We start from the raw sequence: 21852 nt of genomic DNA on the forward strand, positions 1-21852 counted from the left end.
ACGAACATGAAAAATAAAGAATTTAAATCTTTATTCATGCTTATGATTAATATGTTTGTGGTCATGATGGGGATTGGATTAGTTATTCCTATTTTGCCCTATTATGTAGAAGCATTTGGGGCATCGAGCTTTGAATTAGGCTTACTCATTGCTATTTATTCGTTTATGCAGTTTTTATTGGCGCCTTTTTGGGGAAGGATGTCAGATAAATTTGGGAGAAAACCTTTAATTGCAATTGGTATGTTTGGTTTTGCTGGGGCAGAATTTATTTTCGCCTTTGCAACGGAGCTGTGGATGCTTTTTCTTTCACGCATACTTGCAGGTTCCTTTGGTTCGGCTGTTATGCCATCAGCAATGGCTTATGTCTCAGACCGGACCTCGCCAGAAAAACGCGGTCATGGAATGGGAATGCTTGGTGCAGCGATGGCCCTTGGAATTGTAGTCGGTCCCGGTGTTGGGGGTTGGCTGGCTGAAGTAAGCCTGTCTTTACCGTTTCTTTTTGCAGGAATAGCAGCCACTCTTGCGGGGATCTTTTCCTTATTTCTATTGCCGGAATCATTATCAAAGGAAAAGCGAATGGAACTCGAAGCTTCTGCTGACCGCAGCAATCAATTTTCCCAAATGTGGCATGCACTTAAAAGTCCAGTTGGATTCCTATTAATCCTTGTCTTTGGCTTAAGTTTTGGTTTGGCAAACTTTCAAACTATATTCGGTATGTATGCACTGCATCAGTTTGACTACTCACCTTCTCAAGTAGGTTTTATTATGGTATTAGTTGGCGTAATAGGGGCGGTTGCTCAGGGAGGTCTTGTAGGAAGGCTTACCGTAAGGTTCGGAGATGAACGAGTGGTGTTAGGCGCACTGCTTCTAAGCGGGATCGGCTTTGTTGTAATGATGCTTGCATTTGACTTTGTGACCGTTATTTTCACAACCTGCTTATTCTTTTTAGGTAACTCTATTTTAAGGCCTTCTGTAAACACAATGATTTCAAAGCTTGCAGGAGATCGTCAAGGAATGATAATGGGGTTGAATAACTCTTTTCTAAGCCTAGGAAACGTTGCCGGGGCTCTGCTTGCAGGATTAATGTTTGAATGGAATATGTATTTGCCGTACAGCATAGGAGCTCTAACAATGTTTGTTGGTTTCTTTGCTACGGTTTCATGGCTTTCTAGAAGAAAAGAAACAATAAAATCTACTGCCTAAATAGTAAGAGCCCTTTTGGTGGAAGGGCTTTTTTCGTTTAGGAAGGTCTAAATTATGCTATACTTGAGAAGATGAAGCACAAAAAAGCAGATGATAAAAATAGATTTAGTAAAATGAGGTGAAACGGTTGAGTAAAGGGATCCGCTATCATAAAGTAGGCGAGAAGATTGAAACCTATCTATTAATCAAGACAGCAACAAAAGGGATTGCAAGTAACGGTAAACCGTTCCTAACGTTAATCTTAGGAGATAACACAGGGGAAATAGAAGCAAAGCTGTGGGGTTGTTCGCCTGAAGATGAAGTGGCATTTGCTAGTAAAGCCATTGTACATATACAAGGTGATGTTATTGAGTACCGTGGACGCCTTCAGTTAAAAATTACAAGCATCAGACCTACAACTGCTATGGATAATGTAAAGGTGGCTGATTTTGTCCGGTCTGCGCCTATATCGCCAGAGGATATGCTTGAAGAAGTTACTCAATATATTTTTGAAATGAAAAATCCTACCATTCACCGCATTACCCGATTCTTATTGAAGAAACACCAGCAAGAATTTCTAGAATCACCAGCAGCAACGAAAAACCATCACGAATTTGTTTCTGGATTAGCCTACCATGTTGTATCCATGTTAAAGATTGCAAAAGACTTGGCTGTCCTATATCCAACTCTTGATAAAGACCTTTTATATTCTGGTGTGATCTTGCACGATTTGGGTAAGGTACGGGAGTTGTCAGGACCGATAGATACGCATTACACGATTGAAGGAAAGCTTCTTGGACATATCTCAATCATGGTAAATGAGATTGCAGATGCAGCTAAAGAATTAGAGCTTGAAGGAGAAGAGGTCTTGATTCTTCAACATATGGTACTGAGCCATCATGGAAAAGGAGAGTGGGGCTCACCTAAAGTTCCAGTCGTACGTGAAGCGGAAGTTCTTCATATGATCGATAATATTGATGCGAAAATTAACATGATGGATCGCGCTTTAGAGCGGGTTCAGCCTGGTGAATTTTCTGAGCGAGTAATGGCTTTAGATAATCGCAGTTTCTACAAGCCTGCTTTTCATGAACCTCCATTAGATATCTAGTTCTATTTATCTCTCTTGTTACATATTCTCTACTAAAAGAAGACAAGCAGGGGGGATATGAATTGGAGAAACGACAAAAAAACCAACGACTAGCGTTGATATTACTATTAATTTTAGCAGTATTATTCGTGTTAACTCAGACAGCTATTGGAGCAGTGCTGTTAGCAAGTCCATGGTGGGTGTATTTTGTTATCGGAGGAATCCTTTTAAGCGGCTACCTTTCAATGAAATACTCACGTGAAGAACGTGAATTTGAACAAGAATGGATTGAAAAAGAAGGTAATGTGTATATGGAGAGGCTGGCAGAAGAACGAGCACGCCGCACAAAAGAAGGATCATAGCTAATCGCTATGATCCTTCTTTTTGTTTGCCCTTCCGCCTTTCATGTCTGGCTTTGGCTCCTTGCCTTGCGGGTAAAAGCGGTGAATCGAACGAAGCCAAGAACGCTTCTAATCGCTTCCCCTCATTTTACCGCAAGACAGCCCAGTCGCCTCCGCCTTTCATGTCTAGCTGCAGGGTTCAGGTATTTGGTCGCTTCGCTTTGGCAAACAAAGCCAAGAACGCTTTTTATTGCCAAAGGCTCCACCGCCTTCATACCTTAGCGAACCCTTCCGCCTTTCATGTCTAGCAGCAGTAGAACGTTGAGCCTACAATGATTAATAAGATAAATAGGATCACTAGCAGGCAAAATCCGTTATCGCCGTATCCATAATCGTAGCCGCCTTGTACTGGACCTTTTTTTGACATGATAATCATCCTTTCAAAACTATGATTAGGGCTATCCCCTAATCTAACGTATGCAAGCGTCTAGTTTTTGACATAGGCTCTAGTGCAATTTGGGCGCTTAAGCAAGAGAAAAGCCGGCACTTATCAATTAAAGTGCCGGCTTTGTTATTATTCGGTTGTCTCTTCCGTTGGTTCACTTTCCTCAAAAAGGTCTGCAAACTCAGGGTCTTTAATATCGATCGTTGCATTGTCGACAAGGTCGCGTAATACTTCCTCTGTTGATTTAGATTGTTCTTGAATCAGTGCTTGTTCGATATCATCTGCAAAATCTTCATAACCAGATTTACGATCAGTTACTTTAATAATATGGAATCCATATTGAGATTCAACAGCATCACTTACTTCACCGACTTCTAGTGCAAAAGCAGCTTCTTCAAATTCAGGTACCATCTCGCCGGTACCGAAAAATCCTAAATCGCCACCGCGAGTAGCAGAGCCATCCATTGAATATTCAGCAGCTAATTCTCCAAAGTCTTCTCCCGCTTCAATCTTTTCAAGGACTTCGTTTGCTGTTTCTTCATCTTCAACTAAAATATGACTCGCTTGAACCTGCTCAGCATAAAGTTCTTCATTCTCTTCGTAATAAGCTTGTTTATCTTCTTCAGTTACGTTCACTTCAGATTTGGCTAACTTATCAAGAACAATTGGTGGAACAATCATGTCTTCTACAAAATCATCCATAGATTCATACGTCATATTAAATTGAGCATCTAGAATTTCAAGTAATTCTTCGTCTGTTTCGACATTTAATTGTCCTTTAAAGTTCTCAATTCCTTCTTCAATTTCTTCTTCAGTCACGCCTAGTTCATCCTTAGCATCAGCAATTAGAACTCGTTGCACCATTTCCTCTAATGTTGCTTGGCCGTATCGTTCTTTCATCTTGTCATAAAATTCAGCTTCAGTTACTTCATTTCCATCCACAGTCACTACTACATTAGAATCAGTTGCAGTATCATCATTGCTGCAAGCTGCAAGAGCAGTCATACATGCAAGACCAACAGCTGCGATCATTCGTTTATTCATGAGTTCAACTCCTCAAAATTGTCGCTATTCATTGAATTTCTACGATTATGTTCCAACCATTTTGTTGAATCATCTATAATCTCTATGTACCTTCTTAGCTGGCCCACATACTTTATACAATGAACAGTCGATCCTTCTTTCAGACATAACTATACCATAGATTACTCTGTTAGAGAATGATTTTCAGTACTGTTTAAAACGTAGTCTCATAATTTTAGGGCAATCGCCTAGTACCTAATCAAGACATTTGCATAGTATATCCTAACAAAGCAAAGAGGAGGTGTTCTTATGTCTCAAGGATATCATGGTGGAGGTTTTGCGTTAATCGTGGTGTTGTTCATCTTATTAGTAATCGTCGGTGCAGCTTGGTGCTAGCATCTACACACCTCTTTACGGTTTAACACTTTACTAAGGGGAGGAGGATTAGACAATGGGTCACTCTTATGGATATAACGGATTCGCGTTGATCGTCGTGTTATTTATCTTATTAGTGATTATCGGTGCTTCTTGGTGCTGCTAATCACCCAAAAAAGAATGGAGCGCTATTGCGCCCCATTCTTTTTGTTTACATAGACCTTTCACTAATTTTAACGAAAGTCAAAGCCTTCGCCTTTCGTGTCTAGCTGCGGCTCCTTGTCCTGAGGGAAATAACGGTGCATCGAATAAAGACAAAGAGAGTCTGTATATCGCTGCCCCTGATATTTCCTCAAGCCAGCCCAGTCGCCTTCGCTTTTCTAGGTAAACATGAATTTTACGTATGTGGATGTTAGTAAAATTGTCATTAAGATATTAATTGTGCGAAAAACTTTTGGTTGTTTTTCAGACGGGATTTCTTTGCGTTCACATAAGGCATCCGTCATTGTATTGATCATATACAAAATAAATAGGGCAAAAAATACCAGAAATAAGACCATTCAATTGCCTCCAGTCTAGCTTTGTCTTATCTTAAACTTTATCAAAACTTTTTAAAAAAAGATAGAAGTATGCATGATTTAGTTTTTATGATAAGGGGAATGCAGGGGTTAGGTGGTTTGTAAAATAGAATAAGAGTACGTATGATTAAAGGGGGAGGTGATGGAGAGATGGAGAGACCGAAAAATAAGTTTCCATTTAAATTAGCGTTTTTAACGCTGCTCGCAATAAATATTATCGTGCTTATTATTGCTTTTGTTTTTGTCATCAGATTTACAGGTCCAATTGATGAAGATCATCTATCACAAGCTGCTCCGGTGGATAGTGAAGCAGCATTTACAATTGAAACTTCTAAAAGTAAGTTAAATGGTTTAATCGCGAGGGAAATCGAAAAACAAGACGCTGGTGTTCCATATGTAGTAGAGCTTGGAAATGAATTGATTGAATTTAGGTCCGAGTTTAGTATTTTAGGTCAAAGAGTCCCTTTAGAAATGCATTTTGAACCACAAGTGAGGGAGAATGGCGATGTTCTATTGCTAGCTGATCATATATCGGTCGGTATCCTGCAGCTTCCACAGGACAGGGCTATGCAGCTGATTAAAGAGTATGCTGACCTGCCTGAATGGGTAGATATCTATCCTGCAGATCGTTTGGCACATATAAAAGTCACTGAAATTGATGTTGATCCGAAAATTGATTTTAGAGCAAAAGCCATCAATTTACCTGAAGATGAAATCACGTTTGAGATGATCGTAAATAATTAATTCAACATACAAAAAGCAGAATCCACACCACTGGGTTCTGCTTTTTGCTATACTGCTTGCTTTATTAGAATATGAAAGCCTTCATCATGATCCTCAATATAACACTGTTTAGGTGCTTTCATTAGGTGAGAAGCGTAAACCAAATCATAAAAGGCCAAGCCAAAATTGATCGATGTAAGGATCGAAAAATAAGGTAAAAATTGCGGCCACATAATGGATCCTGCCGCACCTGCTGTTGTAATGAATACTAAAGGTGAAAATAGAGCCAATAAGTAAACATTTCGGGAAAGCGGCTCCCTTAATTTGATATCCATTAAAGGGAACAATAATTTCTTTGTACTGATTTTGATCTTTGCCCGCCCGCCAAATAACCAAATGGGAAGGCAGTGAAGCAATTTATGTGTAAGGACTAAGCAAAACAAACTTAACACCACTGTCACAAAGCCAAATTGAGTAAATTCAGTTGTCTGCACAATCGTGCTCATGACTAAATAATAAAATAAAAATGATAGTAAAACAGTGCTTGATGAAAACATGATTAGGCGCAACGTTCCATAATCACGAGAAATATTAATGGTCTTCCAGCAGTTCATATCTAAGCTGCACCTCCAAAACAAGTTGAACCACAAGTGGTTGAATAAGGTCGAATCTAATAAAAGATAACTAGTAAATTTAATGCTCAACCTAATTGAATAATTTACGCCCTTTTTCTAGGAAATGCAATACCTGTGACAAAAATAAAAGGATTTCGACAATAATAAAAAAAGACAATAAAAAAACGGAGCGATTTTTAAAAATCGTTCCGCATTTTTTTATCTTGTTAAGATGACTCTTTCGTAAGAGAATGATCATCAAGCATTGGGCGTCTTGGAGACAACCGGCCTTCTTCTTCAGTAAAGCCTTCTTCGAACTTTTGTAAGGTTTGTTCAAACATATCTACAAAATCAGGACCATAGATATGGCGAAGCATGCTCATAATTTCAGAGAATTCTGGGAATTTACCGTATAATTCTTTGATTGGAAGGGCGCCCCCATACACTCCATATGTGCTAGGCTCATAGGTTTCTAATGTTTTTAGAAACATTTCCTTTCCTTCTTCTGTTAGACAGACATATGTGTTACGTTTATCATTCTCTTTTTTTGAAAACGTAAGGAAACCGCGTTCTTCCAGCTTCTTTGAAAAATTAAAAGCTGTTGATACATGCATCACTCCGAATTTGGCTATGTCTGAAATAGACGCACCGTCAAGATGATAAGCAATCCAGAGAATATGATGTTCATTAATATTTAAATCAAATGGTTTAATCCATGTCTGCCAATCTTTCTCTACCGACTTCCAAAGTGCTTTACTTAATTGCGCAACCTTATGATTGAAAATAACAGACTGTTTTAAAGAGTAAGGTTCGTTTGGCTCCATTTTTCTCCCCCTATCACGCTTCATATTTCTTTATCTTTTATAAAGCTATTTCTGAATACTTTTATTACTTATTATGACAAGGAATGTGTCAAAAAGAAAGAGGAATTCTCTTCTTTTTAAAAATTTTCTAAAAAATGTTTGTGAATCTATATTTATATAGTGATTATTTACTAAAGAGAAAGCAGCTTAATCTAGCTGCTTCATCTGAGATACTCGGCGTTGAAGTTCTTCTGTATCTTTTCTTAGCTGATCGATACTTGGCTGAACCTCTTTTTGCCAGTCAGAAATACTTTCTTTCACTTCTGAGCTAACTGCTTTAATTGATTGAATGCCTAGCTGAGTTGTTTCTGTTACTTTTTCTTTTAATACGATGGAATCATTAGAAAATTGCTTAACATCTTTACGTACTTTTTGAACTCGATCTTTACACGTTTCTTGAAGCTCACGACCCGATGCTGGGGTAGTGAATATAGTAGCAGTACCTGCTACTATAACTCCAGCAACAATCCCAGAAAGTAAAGATTTAATATGCATATTTTTCTCACCTCATCCATAATTGATCGTCATGTGGGCCATCTGCCGCTCATACAATAAAAAAAGGAGGGAAGATGACTATGCAGCACGCACTCATTTTATTGGTACTATCTGTAAGTTTATTATTGATGTATAGTCTCATTTATTCAATTTCAAGGTTTGTGAAAACGAAAGATGCTTCAGAGAGAACCTATTGGAGAAAAACAATATTGATCATGTTTACATGTTTTATCATCAGTGGGGTCCTATCTGGATGGCTTTTAGTATATGTCTAGAAGAGAGCTGTTCATTTACAGCTCTCTTTCTAATTAAGCGTGATTATTTTGGAATTCAACCATGAATGCTCTTAGTGCTTCACAAGCTTCTAATGGAACAGCATTATAAATTGATGCACGACATCCCCCAACAGAACGGTGTCCACCTAAACCGACAAAGCCTCTTTCAGCTGCTTCGCTTAAGAAAGATTTAGTCAGTTCCTCGCTTTGTAAAGTGAACGTTACATTCATATGAGAACGGCTTTCATTTGTCGCATGTCCCGTATAGAAGCCATTGCTTTCATCAATGGTAGCATAAAGGAGCTGCGCTTTTTGGGCGTTTGTTTGAGCAATACCGCTTGCGCCGCCTTGATCCTTCACCCACTGTAAAACATTCCTAAGCATATAGATCGCAAATGTTGGTGGGGTATGGTATAGAGAATCGGCTTTAGCGTGCGTTTGGTAACGAAGAATAGTTGGAATTTGTTCATTGGCGCTCTCTAGCAAATCTTTACTGATAATAACAACTGTCACTCCGGAAGGGCCAAGATTTTTTTGTGCTCCTGCGTAAATCATTCCAAATTTGCTGACGTCAATCGGTCGCGAGAGGATATCACTCGACATGTCTGCAATTAAAGGAACATCTTTTGTATCTGGGTACGTTGACCACTGTGTACCGAAGATGGTGTTATTTGATGTAATGTGAATATATGCATCATCTGCATTAATATCAGATGAGTTAACTTCAGGGATTGAACGGTAATTCTCATCTTTGGAAGAGGAAAGAATCTTCGCTTCGCCAACTAATTGAGCTTCTTTTAGGGCTTTTTCAGACCATGAACCACTCATAACAAAGCTTGCTGTTTTACCTTCTTTAAGCAAGTTCATCGGAATCATTGAAAATTGTAAGCTGGCGCCGCCTTGAAGAAAGAGAATCTCGTAGTTATCAGGAATCTCTAAGAGTTCGGTTAGTAAACGTTTAGCTTCTTGATGGACTGCTTCGTATGTTTTGCTGCGGTGGCTAAGCTCCATAACTGACATGCCGCTGTCACCGAAATTAAGTAATTCTTCTTGTGCTTTTTCTAATACTGGCTTAGGCAGGGCTGAAGGACCTGCATTAAAGTTAAAAACCTGTTTGCTCATTTCTCTCTCCACTCCTTTAATTCGGTACTACAGTAATGTTTTTTTCTAATACGATTATCGTACCATAATTTATTTAAAAAAGGAGAAGAAAGGAGAGATATTTTCTGAATGTACAGAAAAAAAGAACTGACCATTTGGTCAGTTCGTAACATGTGCAGAAATAGCAGCTGCCATTTCTTGCAATTCTTCTGGCTTATAGTCTGAGCTGTGATCTTTCCATACTGCGCCAAATCCATCACCCTTACCGTAGCGAGGAATTAAATGGACATGATAGTGAAAGACAGTTTGGCCAGCTGTTTCCCCATTATTATTTACTATGTTTAATCCTTCCGGCTTGTATGTAGCTTTAAGGCCTTTTGCTAATTTCGGAACAACTGAGAAAAGGTGGCTGGCAAGTTCTGTATCAAGCTCAAACACATCTGTCTTGTGAGCTTTAGGTATTAATAATGTATGCCCTTTTGTAACTTGACTAATATCCATAAAAGCTAGAACCTTTTCATCTTCATACACTTTTGCAGAAGGAATCTCTCCCTTAATGATCTTACAAAATATACAATTTACATCGTTAGACATCTTATCACCCTTTCGATTCGTTTGGATAAACATAGATAGAATATGGATTAATTTTCTTTTTTCTACTATATCTTAGTGAGTTATGGACATGCAAGTCGTTCTTCTGTTTTGTAACAGAAGATAAACAACAGTGTGTTATTGGCACAGAAAGGGCTCTATGGTATGATATAGTTAGAAAATTTAAATAAATCAGAAGCAGGAGGAACGATTATGCATGTACCTTTAGTTTTGCTTGATTTTCTAGATCGTGCTGTTGAATTATATGGGGATAAGCCAGCTATTGTCGGAGAAGAGAGAACGCTTACATATCAGCAATTAAATGAAAGAGTACAACAATTGTCTTATGGATTAACAAAACTAGGTATTCAAAAAGGAGACAAAGTTGCTTACCTTGCTCCCAATACAGAAGATATGCTTGAAGGCTTCTATGGCGTGTTTCAGGTAGGAGCAGTGATGACTTCTTTAAATACACGATTAAAACCAGAAGATTACTTGTTTATCTTAAATCATAGTGAATCTCAAGTGCTTTTTGTTGACCAAGAATTGTACCCTCTAGTGGAGCCGGTAATTGATAAGCTAGAAACAGTAAAATACATTATCATTCATGGAGCTAAAGAGGATCAACAAGCAGGGCTTTCATATGAGCGATGGCTCAGTCAGTTTCCAACAGACGAGTTTAAACGTGTTCCTTTAGAGGAAAATGATCTAGCAAATATTTTATATACTAGCGGTACAACAGGAAATCCCAAAGGTGTTATGTTAACGCATCGCAGCAACTACCTGCATGCTTTAAGCACTCAGCATCATTTGCGTGTGAGTGATCAAGATACGTTGCTGCATGTATTGCCAATGTTCCATGTGAATGGATGGGGTTCGCCGTTTTATTACACAGCGAACGGTGCAACGCAAGTAATGCTTAGAAAAATCGATCCGAAAACTATTTTTGAAAAAATCGAGAAAAATGGGGTAACCGTAGCTCATATGGCACCTACTGTTTTAAATATGCTGCTTGAATATGCTAAAACAGAAAATGTGCCGAAAAGGGATAATATGAGAGTCGTGATCGCTGGGTCTGCTCCGCCTCCTGCATTTGTAACACGTGTGGAGGAAGAATTGGGCTGGGAGTTTATTCAAGTGTATGGAATGACTGAATCAAGCCCGCTTGTAACAACTTCTCAAATCCGTTCAGAACAGCTTTCTTTTGATGAGGCAGCGAAAGCTCGTCTAAAAGCAAAAACAGGCTATCCGATGATTGGATCAAAGTTGAAGGTTGTGAATGAATATGGTGAGAAAGTAGCGGCGGATGGCAAAAGCATCGGAGAGATTGTTGTCCGTTCAAATGGCGTTATGGAAGGCTACTGGAAAAACCCTGATGCTACGAGTGAGACGATTCGTGATGGCTGGCTGCATACGGGGGATATGGCCACTGTAGATGAACATGGTTATATGGAAATTGTTGATCGTAAAAAAGATGTAATCATCAGTGGTGGAGAAAATATTTCTTCTATTGAAGTAGAAGGCGTCCTATATGAGCATCCTGCTGTTTTAGAAGCAGCGGTCATTGCTGTTCCTCACGAGAAGTGGGGAGAAGTTCCACACGCTGTCGTCGTATTGCGCGAGGGACATCAGCTTACTGAAGAAGAAGTGGTTCAATTTGCTAGAAGTAAAATGGCTCATTTTAAAGCTCCTAAAAGCGTAGTATTTGCAGAAGCACTTCCAAAAACGGCCTCTGGAAAAATCCAAAAGGTTCAAATCCGTAAAGAATATTGGGGCGAAGGAGCAAGAATGGTTAACTAATAAGCGTATTTAAGAGAGGGAGCAGTCCAATGAGCAATCAAGTTGGACTGCTTCTTTTATTTGAGAGAATAATGTAAATAATACAGGGGATAATCTTGTAGAAAATATCGGTTCTATCAATATAGATAGTGACCTTTATTAATTTTGGAGTAGAATAAAACTAGTGAGGACGTTAGAGGGAACTAATATAAAAGGGCTTGCTTGAAAGCTCTATAAGTCTAGGAGGTTTAACCATGGTGTTAGATGAATATATGCAAGAAAATTTCCCTGCTTTAACGCTTAAACCACCATTATTTTATGATTGGAACATCTGTATTCGTTTTAAATTAGGGATGGACTATGACAGTGAAAGTGTATATGAAAACTGCCCATATTTAAAAGGGGTAAATAATAGAGCGGTAACTTTATTTGAATCTTTACATAAGCCTGATGATGAAATCCTATTAGTGATAGATGTAAATGATTTTGCTGATGGAGAAAGCTTTAAACGTACACTAAATATCTTTTCAAAGTATGTGAAGCAGAAATCCGTTTTGTATAAGCTGCAGCAACGGAGCATTCCTTTTGTTTTCCCAGAAGATGACGACGAAGGAATATACAGAACTCATCGATTTACTTTGAAATGCACGACTGCTGATATACGTTACAGCCCTATGATAAAAGCAATTTGTAATCAAGATATGGGGCTTAAGCCAGCTATTTCTCATGATGTCTATTTTATAAATCTTGAAAAGGAAACCATCTTTCATATTTACGATGATCGGGGCTGTGACTTAATTGCTACATCGATTGATAGAATACGGGCTATTTACGATAAATATAATGACTGGATATTAGACTATGATCGCAATCAAATTGATAAAGTCTTTCAAAATAATTCAATAATAGACAGGTAGGGTATTAGATTTTATTTGTCCGCATGCCAGCCCGGTCGCCTTCGCTTTTCTTTGTCTAGCTGCGGCTCCTTGTCCTGCGGGTAAAAACGGTGAATCGAACGAAGCAAAAAGCGCTTCTAATCGCTTCCCCTCATTTTACCGCATGCCAGCCCGGTCGCCTTCGCTTTTCTTTTTTTATTCACATTTTCTTTGGGTAGGGCGTGCTATAATACGGGTGGTTACCTTGTGAAGGGAGAATGGATATGAAGAAAATAGGTCTTTTTCTTGTAGTTATATTATTAGCTTTTCCGGCAGCTGGGTGTTCGAATAATGGCGCGGTGGATGAGGGTTCTGATGAGCATGCTGATCATTCGATGATGATGGGCGATATTCATGAAGAAACAACATCGGCGAGCGTTTTGCCAACATTTTTAGAAAACCATCCAGATTCGATTGCACAGATTTACGAGCGTACACCTCATTATCAAGAGCTGCTTGAACATATGCCTTGCTATTGTGGATGCGGGGAATCTGTAGGTCATCGCAGCACGTTTGATTGCTTTATTAATGAGCGGGGTGAAGACGGCTCTATTGTGTGGGATGATCACGGGGCTAAATGTGGTGTTTGCCTTGAGATAGCACATGCGTCGATGGAATTGTACGATAATGGGATGTCGGAAAAAGACATTCGTGATCTTATTGATGAGCATTATAAAGAGGGGTATGCTGAACCAACAGATACGCCGCAGCCAAATGCATAAGAAAGAATAAGAAGTAGCCGAAATCGGTTACTTCTTACTTGTTTTATAGAGGTTTTTAGGGTGCGAGTGGAGAAGGTAGTCATTCATTTGGTACAATCAAAAGGATATAAGGATCTTAGAATATTATATAAATGAGTAGAATAATTAGAGTTAAACCAAGGAGGCGGCAAACAAACGATGAATCAACGTTTAAAAATAGAACATCTTACTGGGGGATATCACCCTAAAAAGCCAGTGCTGCATGATGTGAATTTCTCTGTTAATCAAGAAGAGATTGTTGGATTAATCGGCTTAAATGGAGCAGGGAAAAGTACGACCATTAAACATATATTAGGACTACTTGAGCCTCATGAAGGCCGTGTCACTATTGAAGGAAAGACATTTCACGAAGCTGCTAATGAATACCGTCGTTCATATGCATACATACCTGAAACTCCGATTCTATATGATGAATTAACATTATGGGAGCACCTTGAATTAACGGCGCTTGCTTACAATCTTGATCAAGCAGTATTTGAAGAGCGTGCAGAAGCCTTGCTTAAAGAATTTAAAATGACAAAAATGAAAAAATGGTTTCCTAGTCATTTTTCTAAAGGGATGCGCCAAAAAGTCATGATTATGAGTGCATTTTTAGTGGAGCCGCCTGTGTATATCGTCGATGAACCGATTGTTGGTCTTGACCCGATTGGTATTCAATCTTTTCTTAATTTCATTTCTGATATGAGAAAACGCGGTTCAGCTATCTTAATGTCTACCCATATTCTAGCAACGGCAGAACGTTACTGTGATCGGTTTGTCATCCTTCATCATGGAAAAGTGGTGCTAACTGGGACACTTGATGAAATGAGAAATCAACTTAAGATGCCTGAAGCCACATTAGATGATATTTATATTAAGATGACAAAGGACGCGGTCCTATGAGGGATGGGATGACTCTTTGGCGTGAGCGGATCAGTTCTTACTGGAATGAAGCAATACGTTATCTACGCTTAATCGGAAACAGCGGTTTTTTATTTACGGTTTACTTTCTCATTTTAATTGGAAGCTTCTATTATAGTCAGGCATTAGAAGAATTACCGGAAGCATTCCCTTCTTTATGGGTGTTTACAGTCATATTTGCGATTATTTTAACAAGAGGCCGTATCAGGACATTTGTGAAGCAGGCAGATGTAGTGTTTTTACTGCCTTATGAGTCCATGCTCGATCGATATTTCAGAGCTTCTCAGATCTATTCATACATTCTGCAATCTTTTGTGATGCTCGTTATCTTTATTGTCTTGGCACCACTTTTTGCATTAAGAATTTCAAATGAATCAGGAAGCTTCTGGTTTGTACTACTAATGCTGCTTATTGCAAAAGCTTGGAATGTAGCGAGCATCTGGCAGGAGCAGCGTTTTGCTAGCGGTCAGGAGAGAGGCTCACACTTCCTATTACGTCTTATAGTGAATGGAGTATTTACTTACCTGTTATTTTCAGGTGCTGATTTCATCTATTTAATAGCCGTAGTTGGAATCATGGCGCTGTTGTACGTGTTCTATTATCAAAAACTAGCTGTGAAGCTTTCAATTAAATGGGAACATTTAATTTCGGTAGAGCAGAAAATGCTGATGTTCTTCTATCGTATTGCCAATGCATTTACGGATGTGCCGCAATTAAAGGAACAAGTGAGAAGCCGCTCGTATTTAAACGGAATGCTCGGATTCTTATCTGCGAACAAAAAAAGCGTGTATCATTATTTATTTGCGCGAACGTTTATCCGTGCAAATGACTACTTAGGAGTGTATGTAAGACTTATCGTCGTTGCAAGCTTCTTATTAGCCATACTTCCAAACGGATGGATGGAGATTGCTGTTTTTCTTTTATTTATGCATATGGTAATGATGCAGCTGTCTACGTTATGGTTTCATTATGATACGAATATGTGGGTAGACCTATATCCGATTGAAAAAGGAGACAGAAAAGAAGCACTTACGACGATCAGCTTCAGGCTGCTGCTCATTATGACTGCTGTCTTAACAGGAGTTTTATTGGTCAGCTCTACTTATTTAATTACAGCAATTGGCCTTGCAATAGGGATATTGTTCAGCTATCTCGGAAGCACCACATGGATTCATAAGCGCAAAAAGCAGGCATGGTAAACTCATTTTGCTCATTTATTAGTAGAAAGGACTGGATATAAAAGGAGTGTGCTAATGTATAAGGAAAATGCCAAAGAAGAAGTAACACGATGGAAAAGGAAGCTGTTAAAACGTCCTTCAATGGCAGGCCGTTACACAAAAAAGCTTCAAGTGAAAATGAATACAATGATACCTGAGAGGGTTCATACGGTGGTAACCACAGGTATTAAAAATATGGTTCAAGCTACGTTAACTGGAACAGAGCATACTGCCAATAAAGAACCCATGTATGATTTAAGTTTAGAAGAACGTGAAGAAAAAGTTAGACAGCTGATCAAATCATATAAACGAACAGCAGCTGCTGAGGGGGCAGGTACTGGTGCTGGTGGCATTCTGCTTGGTTTAGCTGATTTCCCTCTATTGCTCGGAATAAAAATGAAATTTCTCTTCGATGTAGCCCAGGCATATGGCTATGATGTAAGAGATTACAGGGAAAGACTTTTTGTCTTGCGTCTTTTCCAGCTTGCCTTCTCGAGCGGAGATAAGCGTATTGAAGCTCTGAAGCGGATTGAAGAGTGGGAAGAGGAGTACAATTATCTGCCTAGTAAAAGAGAGTACATGGAGCATGTTGATTGGAAAGAGTTTCAATTAAACTATCGTGACTTTATTGATTTACCGAAAATGCTGCAGATGATACCAGGCTTTGGTGCTATCGTGGGGGCAGCAGCTAACTATCATTTTCTTGATCTGCTTGGTGAAACAGCAATGAATAGTTACAGAATTCGATTATTTGAACAAGAAAAAAACGGAGAGGATCTGTAAATTGATCCCTCCGTTTTTTTGTGAAGAATTCTTTCATTACAAATTAAAAGGTAAGTTTGTAGCAATGCGCTGCAGGTAAGCAGAAATAATACTGAACTGTCCTGTAAATAAAAGAATACCCAATGCTACCATAATTCCCCCGCTCACTTTTTGAATCGTAGGGAGCCACTTGTTCAGGCGGCGCATTTTATCAAGAGAGCGAGACCAAAGAAGCGCTACTGCGACAAAAGGAATGCCTAAGCCAAATGAGTACATTAAGAGTAAGAACATCCCATTCCACATTGTATCTGCCTGACTTGCTAAAAATAAAATGGATGAAAGAACTAAACCGATACAAGGCGACCATCCCGAGCCAAATAGAAATCCAAGCAGAACAGATCCTGCAAAGCTGCTTGACTTACGTGGTTTTGCTTTTATTCGTTTATCAGATAACAGCATCCGTATAGAAATGACGCCCATCATTTGTAAACCGAAAATCGTAATAATGATTCCGCCAATCTGCTCTATAAGTGGTCTGTAATCCCAGAAAGCCTGCCCGATGAGTGATGTGGAAAGCCCAAGCAAAAGAAAAATGCTTGTAAATCCCATTACAAAGCCCAGACTTCTCATTAAAATAATCTTTCTGTCAGCGGCCACTTCATTTCCTGTCACTTGTGTTCCAGTTAATTGTGCTAAATAAGCCGGCATTAGTGGAAATACACAAGGAGATAAAAAGGATACAATCCCCGCAAGAAACGCAAGCCATATCGTTACTTCACCCAATAACGTCACCTCCGTATACTACTAGTCCATGCAAAAGCAAGTAAAACTATTCTATCATTTCACTTATGAAAGAAAAAATCCTTAAGCTTGTTCGTACAAAGTATATACCATAACTCTAATTTATTTCATTTGAAAAACAATTTGTTCACTGAAGTGACAAAGAAGTGACAAAGAAGTGATAAAGGTCCGAGAGAAAGATCGGTCTAGAGGCGGAGAGAAAACCGTGCTCAGGCAAGGGGTCAATTTTGATGCTGTTTCCTACAATAGAAGTAACGAAAGGCAAGGAGGGGTGAAAATGAGAAGAGCAGCAAAAGCGTTAGGAGGAGCGATCCTATTATTCATTGGTGTAAGCATTCTCCTTAGTATGTTTGGGATTCATTTAGGAGGCTTAATCGGCTTAGTATTAGGAGCTTGGCTGATGTACCTTGGTTATACCAAATGGCAGGAAACAGGATGGTCTCCATCAAGTATTGTCTTACTAGCTCTAGGTGCCGTTATTTTATTTGGAGGAATGGGCGGTGTCGTCAGTTTGGCGATTGGCCTCTTGCTTGTTTACTTTGGCTATAAGTTAGTTGTCCAAAAAACAGAGCAGGAAGACGAAGAAGATGAAGATAACTATGGATCTGATTATGACTCTTTAGATGCAGAGTTTGACCGATTAATAAAAAAATAATAAATCAAGTGTTAAATAGCAAGTGTTAAATACAAGGAGGAATTACGATGTCAGCATTGAAAAGAATTGAGCGGTATATTAAAGCAACGATACATGAAGGATTAGATCGTATTGAAAATCCAGAAATGATGGTGAAGCAGCATATCAGAGATGTGAAAGAATCGATAAAAAAAGCTGAACGTACGATTCAAAAGCAAAGGCAGATTCAAGATATGCTTAAGCGTGATAAAGACATGACTGAAAGATTAATGGTGAAAAGAGAGGAACAGGCTGTAGATGCGTTAAAGTCTGGTGAGGATCAGCTTGCAAAAAAATTATTACTTGATAAAAAGCACCTAGCCAATCAGGTGGTTCGATATGGTGAACTGACTCATAAAAGCATGGAAGTGAAGCATTATTATGAAGTAGAAATTGAAAAGCTCCAAGATCAATATAACCAATTACGTGAAAAGAAAGTTGAACTAGCCTTAAGAATGCAGTCAGCAAAAACACATAAACATGTAAAACCAGCTCAAAAGCAATCGTTAATAGATCTTGATGATGAATTTGAGCGATATGATGAGCAGCTGATGATAAGGGAAGATAGTGTGATAACATCATCTAGAAGTGATTTATTTGAGGCAAATAATGAATTCGAAGTAGAAGATGAAGTGCGTCGGTTAAAAGAAAAACTGAATGAACAAGCATCTCATTAAGCAAGGGATCCCCCTTGCTTTTTGTTAAATAAAATGTTCAATTTTAAAAATGAATATTGGCTATAGGAAATATTTTCTATATACTTTGTAGGTGAGTTTATAAGTATCGAGTGTAACCGTGATGAAAGCTTAGTGCAGGGGAGGATTATATGAAAAAAATTGCTGGGGTCGCTTTAATTATCATCGGAGCTGTTCTCTTTTTATCAACTTTTGGTTCCTTATCGGTTTTTAATTTATCAGGTCTTAATACTGGAGGAGAAAAAGTAGAAAATGTCGATCACCCTTTAGAAGAAAACACCGAATTATTCATTGAAAGCACCTCTGTTGATCTTAGAGTAGAACCGTCAACCAATGAAAATATGAGTATTGATGTGATCGATAAAAGACGAAACCAAACATTACGTGTAGAAGAACGTGGAAATCGACTCACTATAAGAATGGAAGAAAGAAACAGCATCTCTATTCCGTTTTTATCCCCACGAAGAAGTACAGAAATGATTATATATATTCCTGAAGTGAATATTTCCTCCTTTGAGGCGAAATCTGTATCAGGAGACATAACTATAAATACCCCGCTTGAAAGTGAAGAGGTATTTTTAAAAACCATTTCAGGGGATGTTCACTCTAGCCTCATAACCGCTGATGAGGTCTCAATCCATTCCACCTCAGGCGATCTCCAAGCAGATTCTATTGAAAGTGAGAATCTAGTCATAAAGAGTACGTCTGGAGATATTGAGGTAAAAAGTTTCAGTGGAGAATTAGATGCTAATACCGTTTCAGGAGATATTTTGGTAACATATACACACGATCATAAAGATGCTCATCTGAAAACGGTATCCGGTGATATTACGATGTGGGTAAGAAATTTAAATGCCCAGGTAGATTTAAAGACAACATCAGGTGGATTTACGATCGATGAGCAATTAACAGAGCAGCAATTTCAATCGAGAAGTTTAAAAGGAACAGCTGGAAGCGGAGAATATGTTGTTACGGCTGTCACTGTATCGGGAGATACTAAATTATTAAATAAATAGTGGTAGTGAAAGTAGAGGAAAGGGGGAGTGTGGATGAGTAAGCATGGGTTAATTGGAGTTATTGTGGTGATCCTTGGAATTTGGTTTCTGATGGGTGTGCTTAGCTTTGCAACAGGCGGATTAATTGCCCCGCTCATCTTCTTCTTCCTTGGTTATTATTTTTATCAAAACAAACGCAAGCTGATTGCGGCTATTTTCTTTATCATCAGCGGCAGTATTCTTTTGGATCAATTATTTTCTATTAATTTTATTGGACTTATTTTAGCTGTTATTTGTTTTTATTACGGCCTTAAATTAGTAAAAAGCCAAAAAAAGACAAAAAAATCTCATGCCGAACGTGAACAAAGGCTTAAGATGACACAAGAAGAAGCTCCTAGCCAAGCATCTGAGAAGGAAAATACGTCTAAAAGTGAGCAAGAACCCTTTATTTCGGAGGGAGACCTAGATCCCTCTATTTCTCCTAGTGGTTCTACTTCAACCTCATCCAAAGCTCCAGAGGCAGCCTATGAGCCGATTGTAAGAAAAAACTTTGTTGGAGATATCCATTACATGAACCAACAGTTTGAATTGCGAGATTTAACGATATGGTCTGCCCTTGGAAGCGTAAAAATAGATCTATCAAAAGCAATGATTTCAGAAGGTGAGACCATTATTGTTATTCAAGCATTTATTGGAGAGGTCAATGTGTATGTCCCGGATGATTTAACAGTAGCTGTTCAAGCCTCTTCTCTTGCAGGAGAATTAACTGTTTTTCATGAGAAACATTCAGGTATTAATCAGCAAGTGAGTCTGGCACCTTCTCAATACAAGCAGTCAAAAAGAAGAGTGAAGCTGGTCCTATCAATGGCACTTGGGGAAGTGACGGTGAGAAGGATATGAAAATGAGACTTTCCCGCCTTCTCTGGCAGTTTATCCGTCATAATGTGTTCTTAGCTCTTTTAGTGATCATCTTTGCAGCGTTTTTATTAACGTATCAAGAACCGAGAGGACTTCTTTTATTAATTGATCTCCGATTAATTGAAATTCCTCTTTTTGTCTGGCTGATAGCGACGTTTTTACTTGTTGGCATCATAGCAGGAGTCATTCAAGCTCTGCCTTTAAAAAGGAGAATTGATGAAGTCGTGCATGGAGCCATGCGTTATGAGAGAGGTACTTTTTCTCATCGACTCACAGAACAAGGAGCCGATGAGCTGACTGAGCTTGCAGTGCGGATGAACCGGATGGCTGCTCAAATTGAAGAGCAAATCGCTTCACTCCAAAGGCTTTCTACAGAAAGGGTTAAGATGCAGGATACCGTCAAGAAGGCTGCTGTCACAGAAGAGAGACAGCGTTTAGCAAGGGAGCTTCATGATGCTGTGAGCCAGCAGTTATTTGCAATCTCCATGATGACTGCTGCCTTAAGGTCGAGTGATGAAAAACAGGAAGAACAGTTAGAAATGGTAGAAAAGATGGCGAACACCGCTCAAGCTGAGATGCGTGCACTATTGCTCCATTTACGTCCAGCTCACCTAGAAGGAAAAAGCTTAGAAGAGGGAGCGGGGCAGCTGTTTTTAGAATTAGAAAAAAAGCATGATGTAGAAGTAAGCTTCCTCGTTGATATTGATTCAGACCTGCCACAAGGGATAGAGGATCAAATGTATCGTTTAATTCAAGAAGCGATCTCAAATATTTTAAGACATTCAGAAGCTAATGCCGTTGAGTTCTTGTTAAAAGAAATGCCTCAAGAGATCATCATGAAAATCATCGACAATGGAGTAGGATTTAAAGTAGATGATATTTCGCATGAATCATACGGACTTCAAACGATGAAAGAACGGATGAATGATATCGGAGGAGTATTGAATATTGTATCCGTACCACTACAAGGAACACAGCTGGAAGTGAAAATTCCTATTGCATGGAAAGGGAATGAGAAAGATGGACACAAGGGGGAGCGAAATGGGGAACAACCTGGTGAAAGTACTCTTAGTGGATGATCACGAAATGGTCCGTATGGGGATGTCTGCTTTTCTCGAAACACAGCCTGATATTGAAGTGATAGGCCAAGCTAGTAATGGACTAGAAGGAGTAGAAATGACCAGACGGCTCGAGCCAGATGTCATTGTGATGGATCTTGTGATGGAGAAAATGGATGGTATTGAAGCCACACGAACCATCATGAAGGATAGGCCGCTCTGTAAAGTGATTGTTTTAACAAGTTTTATTGATGATGAGAAAGTCTATCCAGTAATTGAAGCAGGTGCGTTTAGCTATTTACTCAAAACATCGTCGGCCAAAGAGATTGCTCAAGCGATCCGTCAAGCGGCGGACGGGGAACCTGTACTAGCTTCGAAAGTAACGAACAAGATGATGAACCATATGAGGTCGCAAAAAGAAAAAGCATTGCATGAAGAATTAACCCCTCGTGAATTAGAAGTGTTAAAGCTGATAGGTGTGGGGCAGTCAAATCAAGAAATAGCTGAGAGTTTATTTATAGGAATCAAGACGGTCAAAACACATGTCAGTAATATTCTTCAAAAATTAGCTCTTGAAGACCGTACTCAGATTGCTATTTATGCACATAGGCACGGGCTCGTAAAATAAACAAAAACGACACGAGTGTGTACTCGAGTCGTTTTTG

At 39.0% G+C, this 21852-nt stretch carries 27 protein-coding genes; 18 read left to right on the plus strand and 9 right to left on the minus strand.

Features of this window, described 5'->3' with window-relative positions; all coding sequences use genetic code 11:
- Window positions 1-6 precede the first annotated feature (6 nt).
- The 3 genes from A33I_RS00180 to A33I_RS00190 all read left to right on the plus strand — a co-directional run bounded on the left by A33I_RS00180 (window position 7) and on the right by A33I_RS00190 (window position 2631).
- Window positions 7-1203 (plus strand): tetracycline resistance MFS efflux pump, encoded by a 1197-nt coding sequence (locus A33I_RS00180; protein ID WP_022626465.1) that lies wholly within the window; start codon window positions 7-9, stop codon window positions 1201-1203.
- Window positions 1204-1330: 127 nt separating this feature from the next.
- Window positions 1331-2290 carry a 3'-5' exoribonuclease YhaM gene (yhaM, locus tag A33I_RS00185; protein WP_022626466.1) on the plus strand — a complete coding sequence of 320 codons (960 nt, stop codon included), beginning with the start codon at window positions 1331-1333 and terminating at the stop codon, window positions 2288-2290.
- A 62-nt stretch (window positions 2291-2352) separates the two neighbouring features.
- Window positions 2353-2631, plus strand: coding sequence for a sporulation YhaL family protein (locus A33I_RS00190; protein ID WP_022626467.1), 279 nt, complete (start codon window positions 2353-2355; stop codon window positions 2629-2631).
- A gap of 283 nt (window positions 2632-2914) precedes the next feature.
- Here A33I_RS00190 and A33I_RS20060 read toward each other — a convergent pair whose 3' ends face one another.
- Entirely contained in the window at window positions 2915-3037 is a 123-nt protein-coding gene (locus tag A33I_RS20060; protein ID WP_012957709.1) for a YjcZ family sporulation protein, read from the minus strand.
- 147 nt (window positions 3038-3184) lie between these two features.
- On the minus strand, window positions 3185-4099 hold the full coding sequence (locus A33I_RS00195; RefSeq protein ID WP_022626468.1) for a peptidylprolyl isomerase: 915 nt from the start codon (window positions 4097-4099) through the stop codon (window positions 3185-3187).
- 288 nt (window positions 4100-4387) lie between these two features.
- Here A33I_RS00195 and A33I_RS20065 point away from each other — a divergent pair, with 288 nt between their 5' ends.
- Window positions 4388-4474, plus strand: a complete 87-nt coding sequence (locus A33I_RS20065; protein ID WP_075683146.1) for a YjcZ family sporulation protein — start codon at window positions 4388-4390, stop codon at window positions 4472-4474.
- A 55-nt stretch (window positions 4475-4529) separates the two neighbouring features.
- Window positions 4530-4619, plus strand: coding sequence for a YjcZ family sporulation protein (locus A33I_RS20070; RefSeq protein WP_022626469.1), 90 nt, complete (start codon window positions 4530-4532; stop codon window positions 4617-4619).
- Window positions 4620-4833: 214 nt separating this feature from the next.
- Here A33I_RS20070 and A33I_RS21215 read toward each other — a convergent pair whose 3' ends face one another.
- The gene (locus tag A33I_RS21215) at window positions 4834-5013 is read right to left on the minus strand and encodes a hypothetical protein (protein WP_012957711.1); all 180 of its coding nucleotides are present in this window, start codon (window positions 5011-5013) and stop codon (window positions 4834-4836) included.
- Window positions 5014-5181: 168 nt separating this feature from the next.
- Here A33I_RS21215 and A33I_RS00205 point away from each other — a divergent pair, with 168 nt between their 5' ends.
- A complete protein-coding gene (locus A33I_RS00205; RefSeq protein WP_161808671.1) occupies window positions 5182-5775 on the plus strand; it encodes a YpmS family protein in 594 nt (197 codons plus the stop codon).
- 47 nt (window positions 5776-5822) lie between these two features.
- On the opposite strand, the gene A33I_RS00210 is transcribed toward A33I_RS00205, so the two are convergent.
- From A33I_RS00210 to A33I_RS00235, 5 genes are all read right to left on the minus strand, one after another.
- Window positions 5823-6368, minus strand: a complete 546-nt coding sequence (locus A33I_RS00210) for a DUF3267 domain-containing protein (protein WP_022626471.1) — start codon at window positions 6366-6368, stop codon at window positions 5823-5825.
- 227 nt (window positions 6369-6595) lie between these two features.
- Entirely contained in the window at window positions 6596-7192 is a 597-nt protein-coding gene (locus tag A33I_RS00215; protein WP_012957714.1) for an HTH-type transcriptional regulator Hpr, read from the minus strand.
- 186 nt (window positions 7193-7378) lie between these two features.
- Window positions 7379-7726 carry a YtxH domain-containing protein gene (locus A33I_RS00220; RefSeq protein WP_022626472.1) on the minus strand — a complete coding sequence of 116 codons (348 nt, stop codon included), beginning with the start codon at window positions 7724-7726 and terminating at the stop codon, window positions 7379-7381.
- A gap of 308 nt (window positions 7727-8034) precedes the next feature.
- Window positions 8035-9123: a 3-phosphoserine/phosphohydroxythreonine transaminase gene (gene serC / locus A33I_RS00230; RefSeq protein ID WP_022626473.1), complete on the minus strand. Its 1089-nt coding sequence runs from the start codon at window positions 9121-9123 to the stop codon at window positions 8035-8037.
- 138 nt (window positions 9124-9261) lie between these two features.
- Complete coding sequence (locus A33I_RS00235) at window positions 9262-9696, minus strand: HIT family protein (RefSeq protein ID WP_022626474.1); 435 nt, start codon at window positions 9694-9696, stop codon at window positions 9262-9264.
- Between the two features lie 210 nt (window positions 9697-9906).
- On the opposite strand from A33I_RS00235, the gene A33I_RS00240 reads away from it, so the two are divergent.
- From A33I_RS00240 to A33I_RS00265, 6 genes are all read left to right on the plus strand, one after another.
- Window positions 9907-11493 (plus strand): long-chain-fatty-acid--CoA ligase, encoded by a 1587-nt coding sequence (locus A33I_RS00240; RefSeq protein WP_022626475.1) that lies wholly within the window; start codon window positions 9907-9909, stop codon window positions 11491-11493.
- Window positions 11494-11726: 233 nt separating this feature from the next.
- A complete protein-coding gene (locus A33I_RS00245; protein ID WP_022626476.1) occupies window positions 11727-12389 on the plus strand; it encodes a DUF3885 domain-containing protein in 663 nt (220 codons plus the stop codon).
- 242 nt (window positions 12390-12631) lie between these two features.
- Entirely contained in the window at window positions 12632-13129 is a 498-nt protein-coding gene (locus A33I_RS00250; protein WP_022626477.1) for a PCYCGC domain-containing protein, read from the plus strand.
- Window positions 13130-13306: 177 nt separating this feature from the next.
- Window positions 13307-14050 carry an ABC transporter ATP-binding protein gene (locus A33I_RS00255; protein WP_022626478.1) on the plus strand — a complete coding sequence of 248 codons (744 nt, stop codon included), beginning with the start codon at window positions 13307-13309 and terminating at the stop codon, window positions 14048-14050.
- Between the two features lie 8 nt (window positions 14051-14058).
- Window positions 14059-15267: an ABC transporter permease gene (locus A33I_RS00260; RefSeq protein WP_235806149.1), complete on the plus strand. Its 1209-nt coding sequence runs from the start codon at window positions 14059-14061 to the stop codon at window positions 15265-15267.
- A gap of 54 nt (window positions 15268-15321) precedes the next feature.
- Window positions 15322-16068, plus strand: a complete 747-nt coding sequence (locus A33I_RS00265; RefSeq protein ID WP_022626480.1) for an EcsC family protein — start codon at window positions 15322-15324, stop codon at window positions 16066-16068.
- A gap of 36 nt (window positions 16069-16104) precedes the next feature.
- Here the strand turns inward: A33I_RS00265 and A33I_RS00270 are convergent, their stop codons facing one another.
- On the minus strand, window positions 16105-16830 hold the full coding sequence (locus tag A33I_RS00270) for a cytochrome c biogenesis CcdA family protein (RefSeq protein ID WP_022626481.1): 726 nt from the start codon (window positions 16828-16830) through the stop codon (window positions 16105-16107).
- Between the two features lie 295 nt (window positions 16831-17125).
- On the opposite strand from A33I_RS00270, the gene A33I_RS00275 reads away from it, so the two are divergent.
- The 6 genes from A33I_RS00275 to A33I_RS00300 all read left to right on the plus strand — a co-directional run bounded on the left by A33I_RS00275 (window position 17126) and on the right by A33I_RS00300 (window position 21815).
- A complete protein-coding gene (locus tag A33I_RS00275) occupies window positions 17126-17503 on the plus strand; it encodes a LiaF transmembrane domain-containing protein (protein ID WP_022626482.1) in 378 nt (125 codons plus the stop codon).
- A 47-nt stretch (window positions 17504-17550) separates the two neighbouring features.
- Entirely contained in the window at window positions 17551-18198 is a 648-nt protein-coding gene (locus A33I_RS00280) for a PspA/IM30 family protein (protein ID WP_022626483.1), read from the plus strand.
- Window positions 18199-18347: 149 nt separating this feature from the next.
- A complete protein-coding gene (locus A33I_RS00285; RefSeq protein ID WP_022626484.1) occupies window positions 18348-19232 on the plus strand; it encodes a DUF4097 domain-containing protein in 885 nt (294 codons plus the stop codon).
- A 33-nt stretch (window positions 19233-19265) separates the two neighbouring features.
- Window positions 19266-20111 carry a cell wall-active antibiotics response protein LiaF gene (gene liaF / locus A33I_RS00290; protein WP_022626485.1) on the plus strand — a complete coding sequence of 282 codons (846 nt, stop codon included), beginning with the start codon at window positions 19266-19268 and terminating at the stop codon, window positions 20109-20111.
- Between the two features lie 2 nt (window positions 20112-20113).
- Window positions 20114-21208, plus strand: a complete 1095-nt coding sequence (locus tag A33I_RS00295; protein ID WP_022626486.1) for a HAMP domain-containing sensor histidine kinase — start codon at window positions 20114-20116, stop codon at window positions 21206-21208.
- Window positions 21183-21815: a response regulator transcription factor gene (locus tag A33I_RS00300; protein ID WP_031311268.1), complete on the plus strand. Its 633-nt coding sequence runs from the start codon at window positions 21183-21185 to the stop codon at window positions 21813-21815. The genes A33I_RS00295 and A33I_RS00300 overlap by 26 nt, the downstream gene beginning before the upstream one ends.
- Window positions 21816-21852 lie beyond the last annotated feature (37 nt).

Source organism: Alkalihalophilus marmarensis DSM 21297 (assembly GCF_000474275.2).
Taxonomy (GTDB): Bacteria; Bacillota; Bacilli; order Bacillales; family Bacillaceae_D; genus Alkalihalophilus; species Alkalihalophilus marmarensis.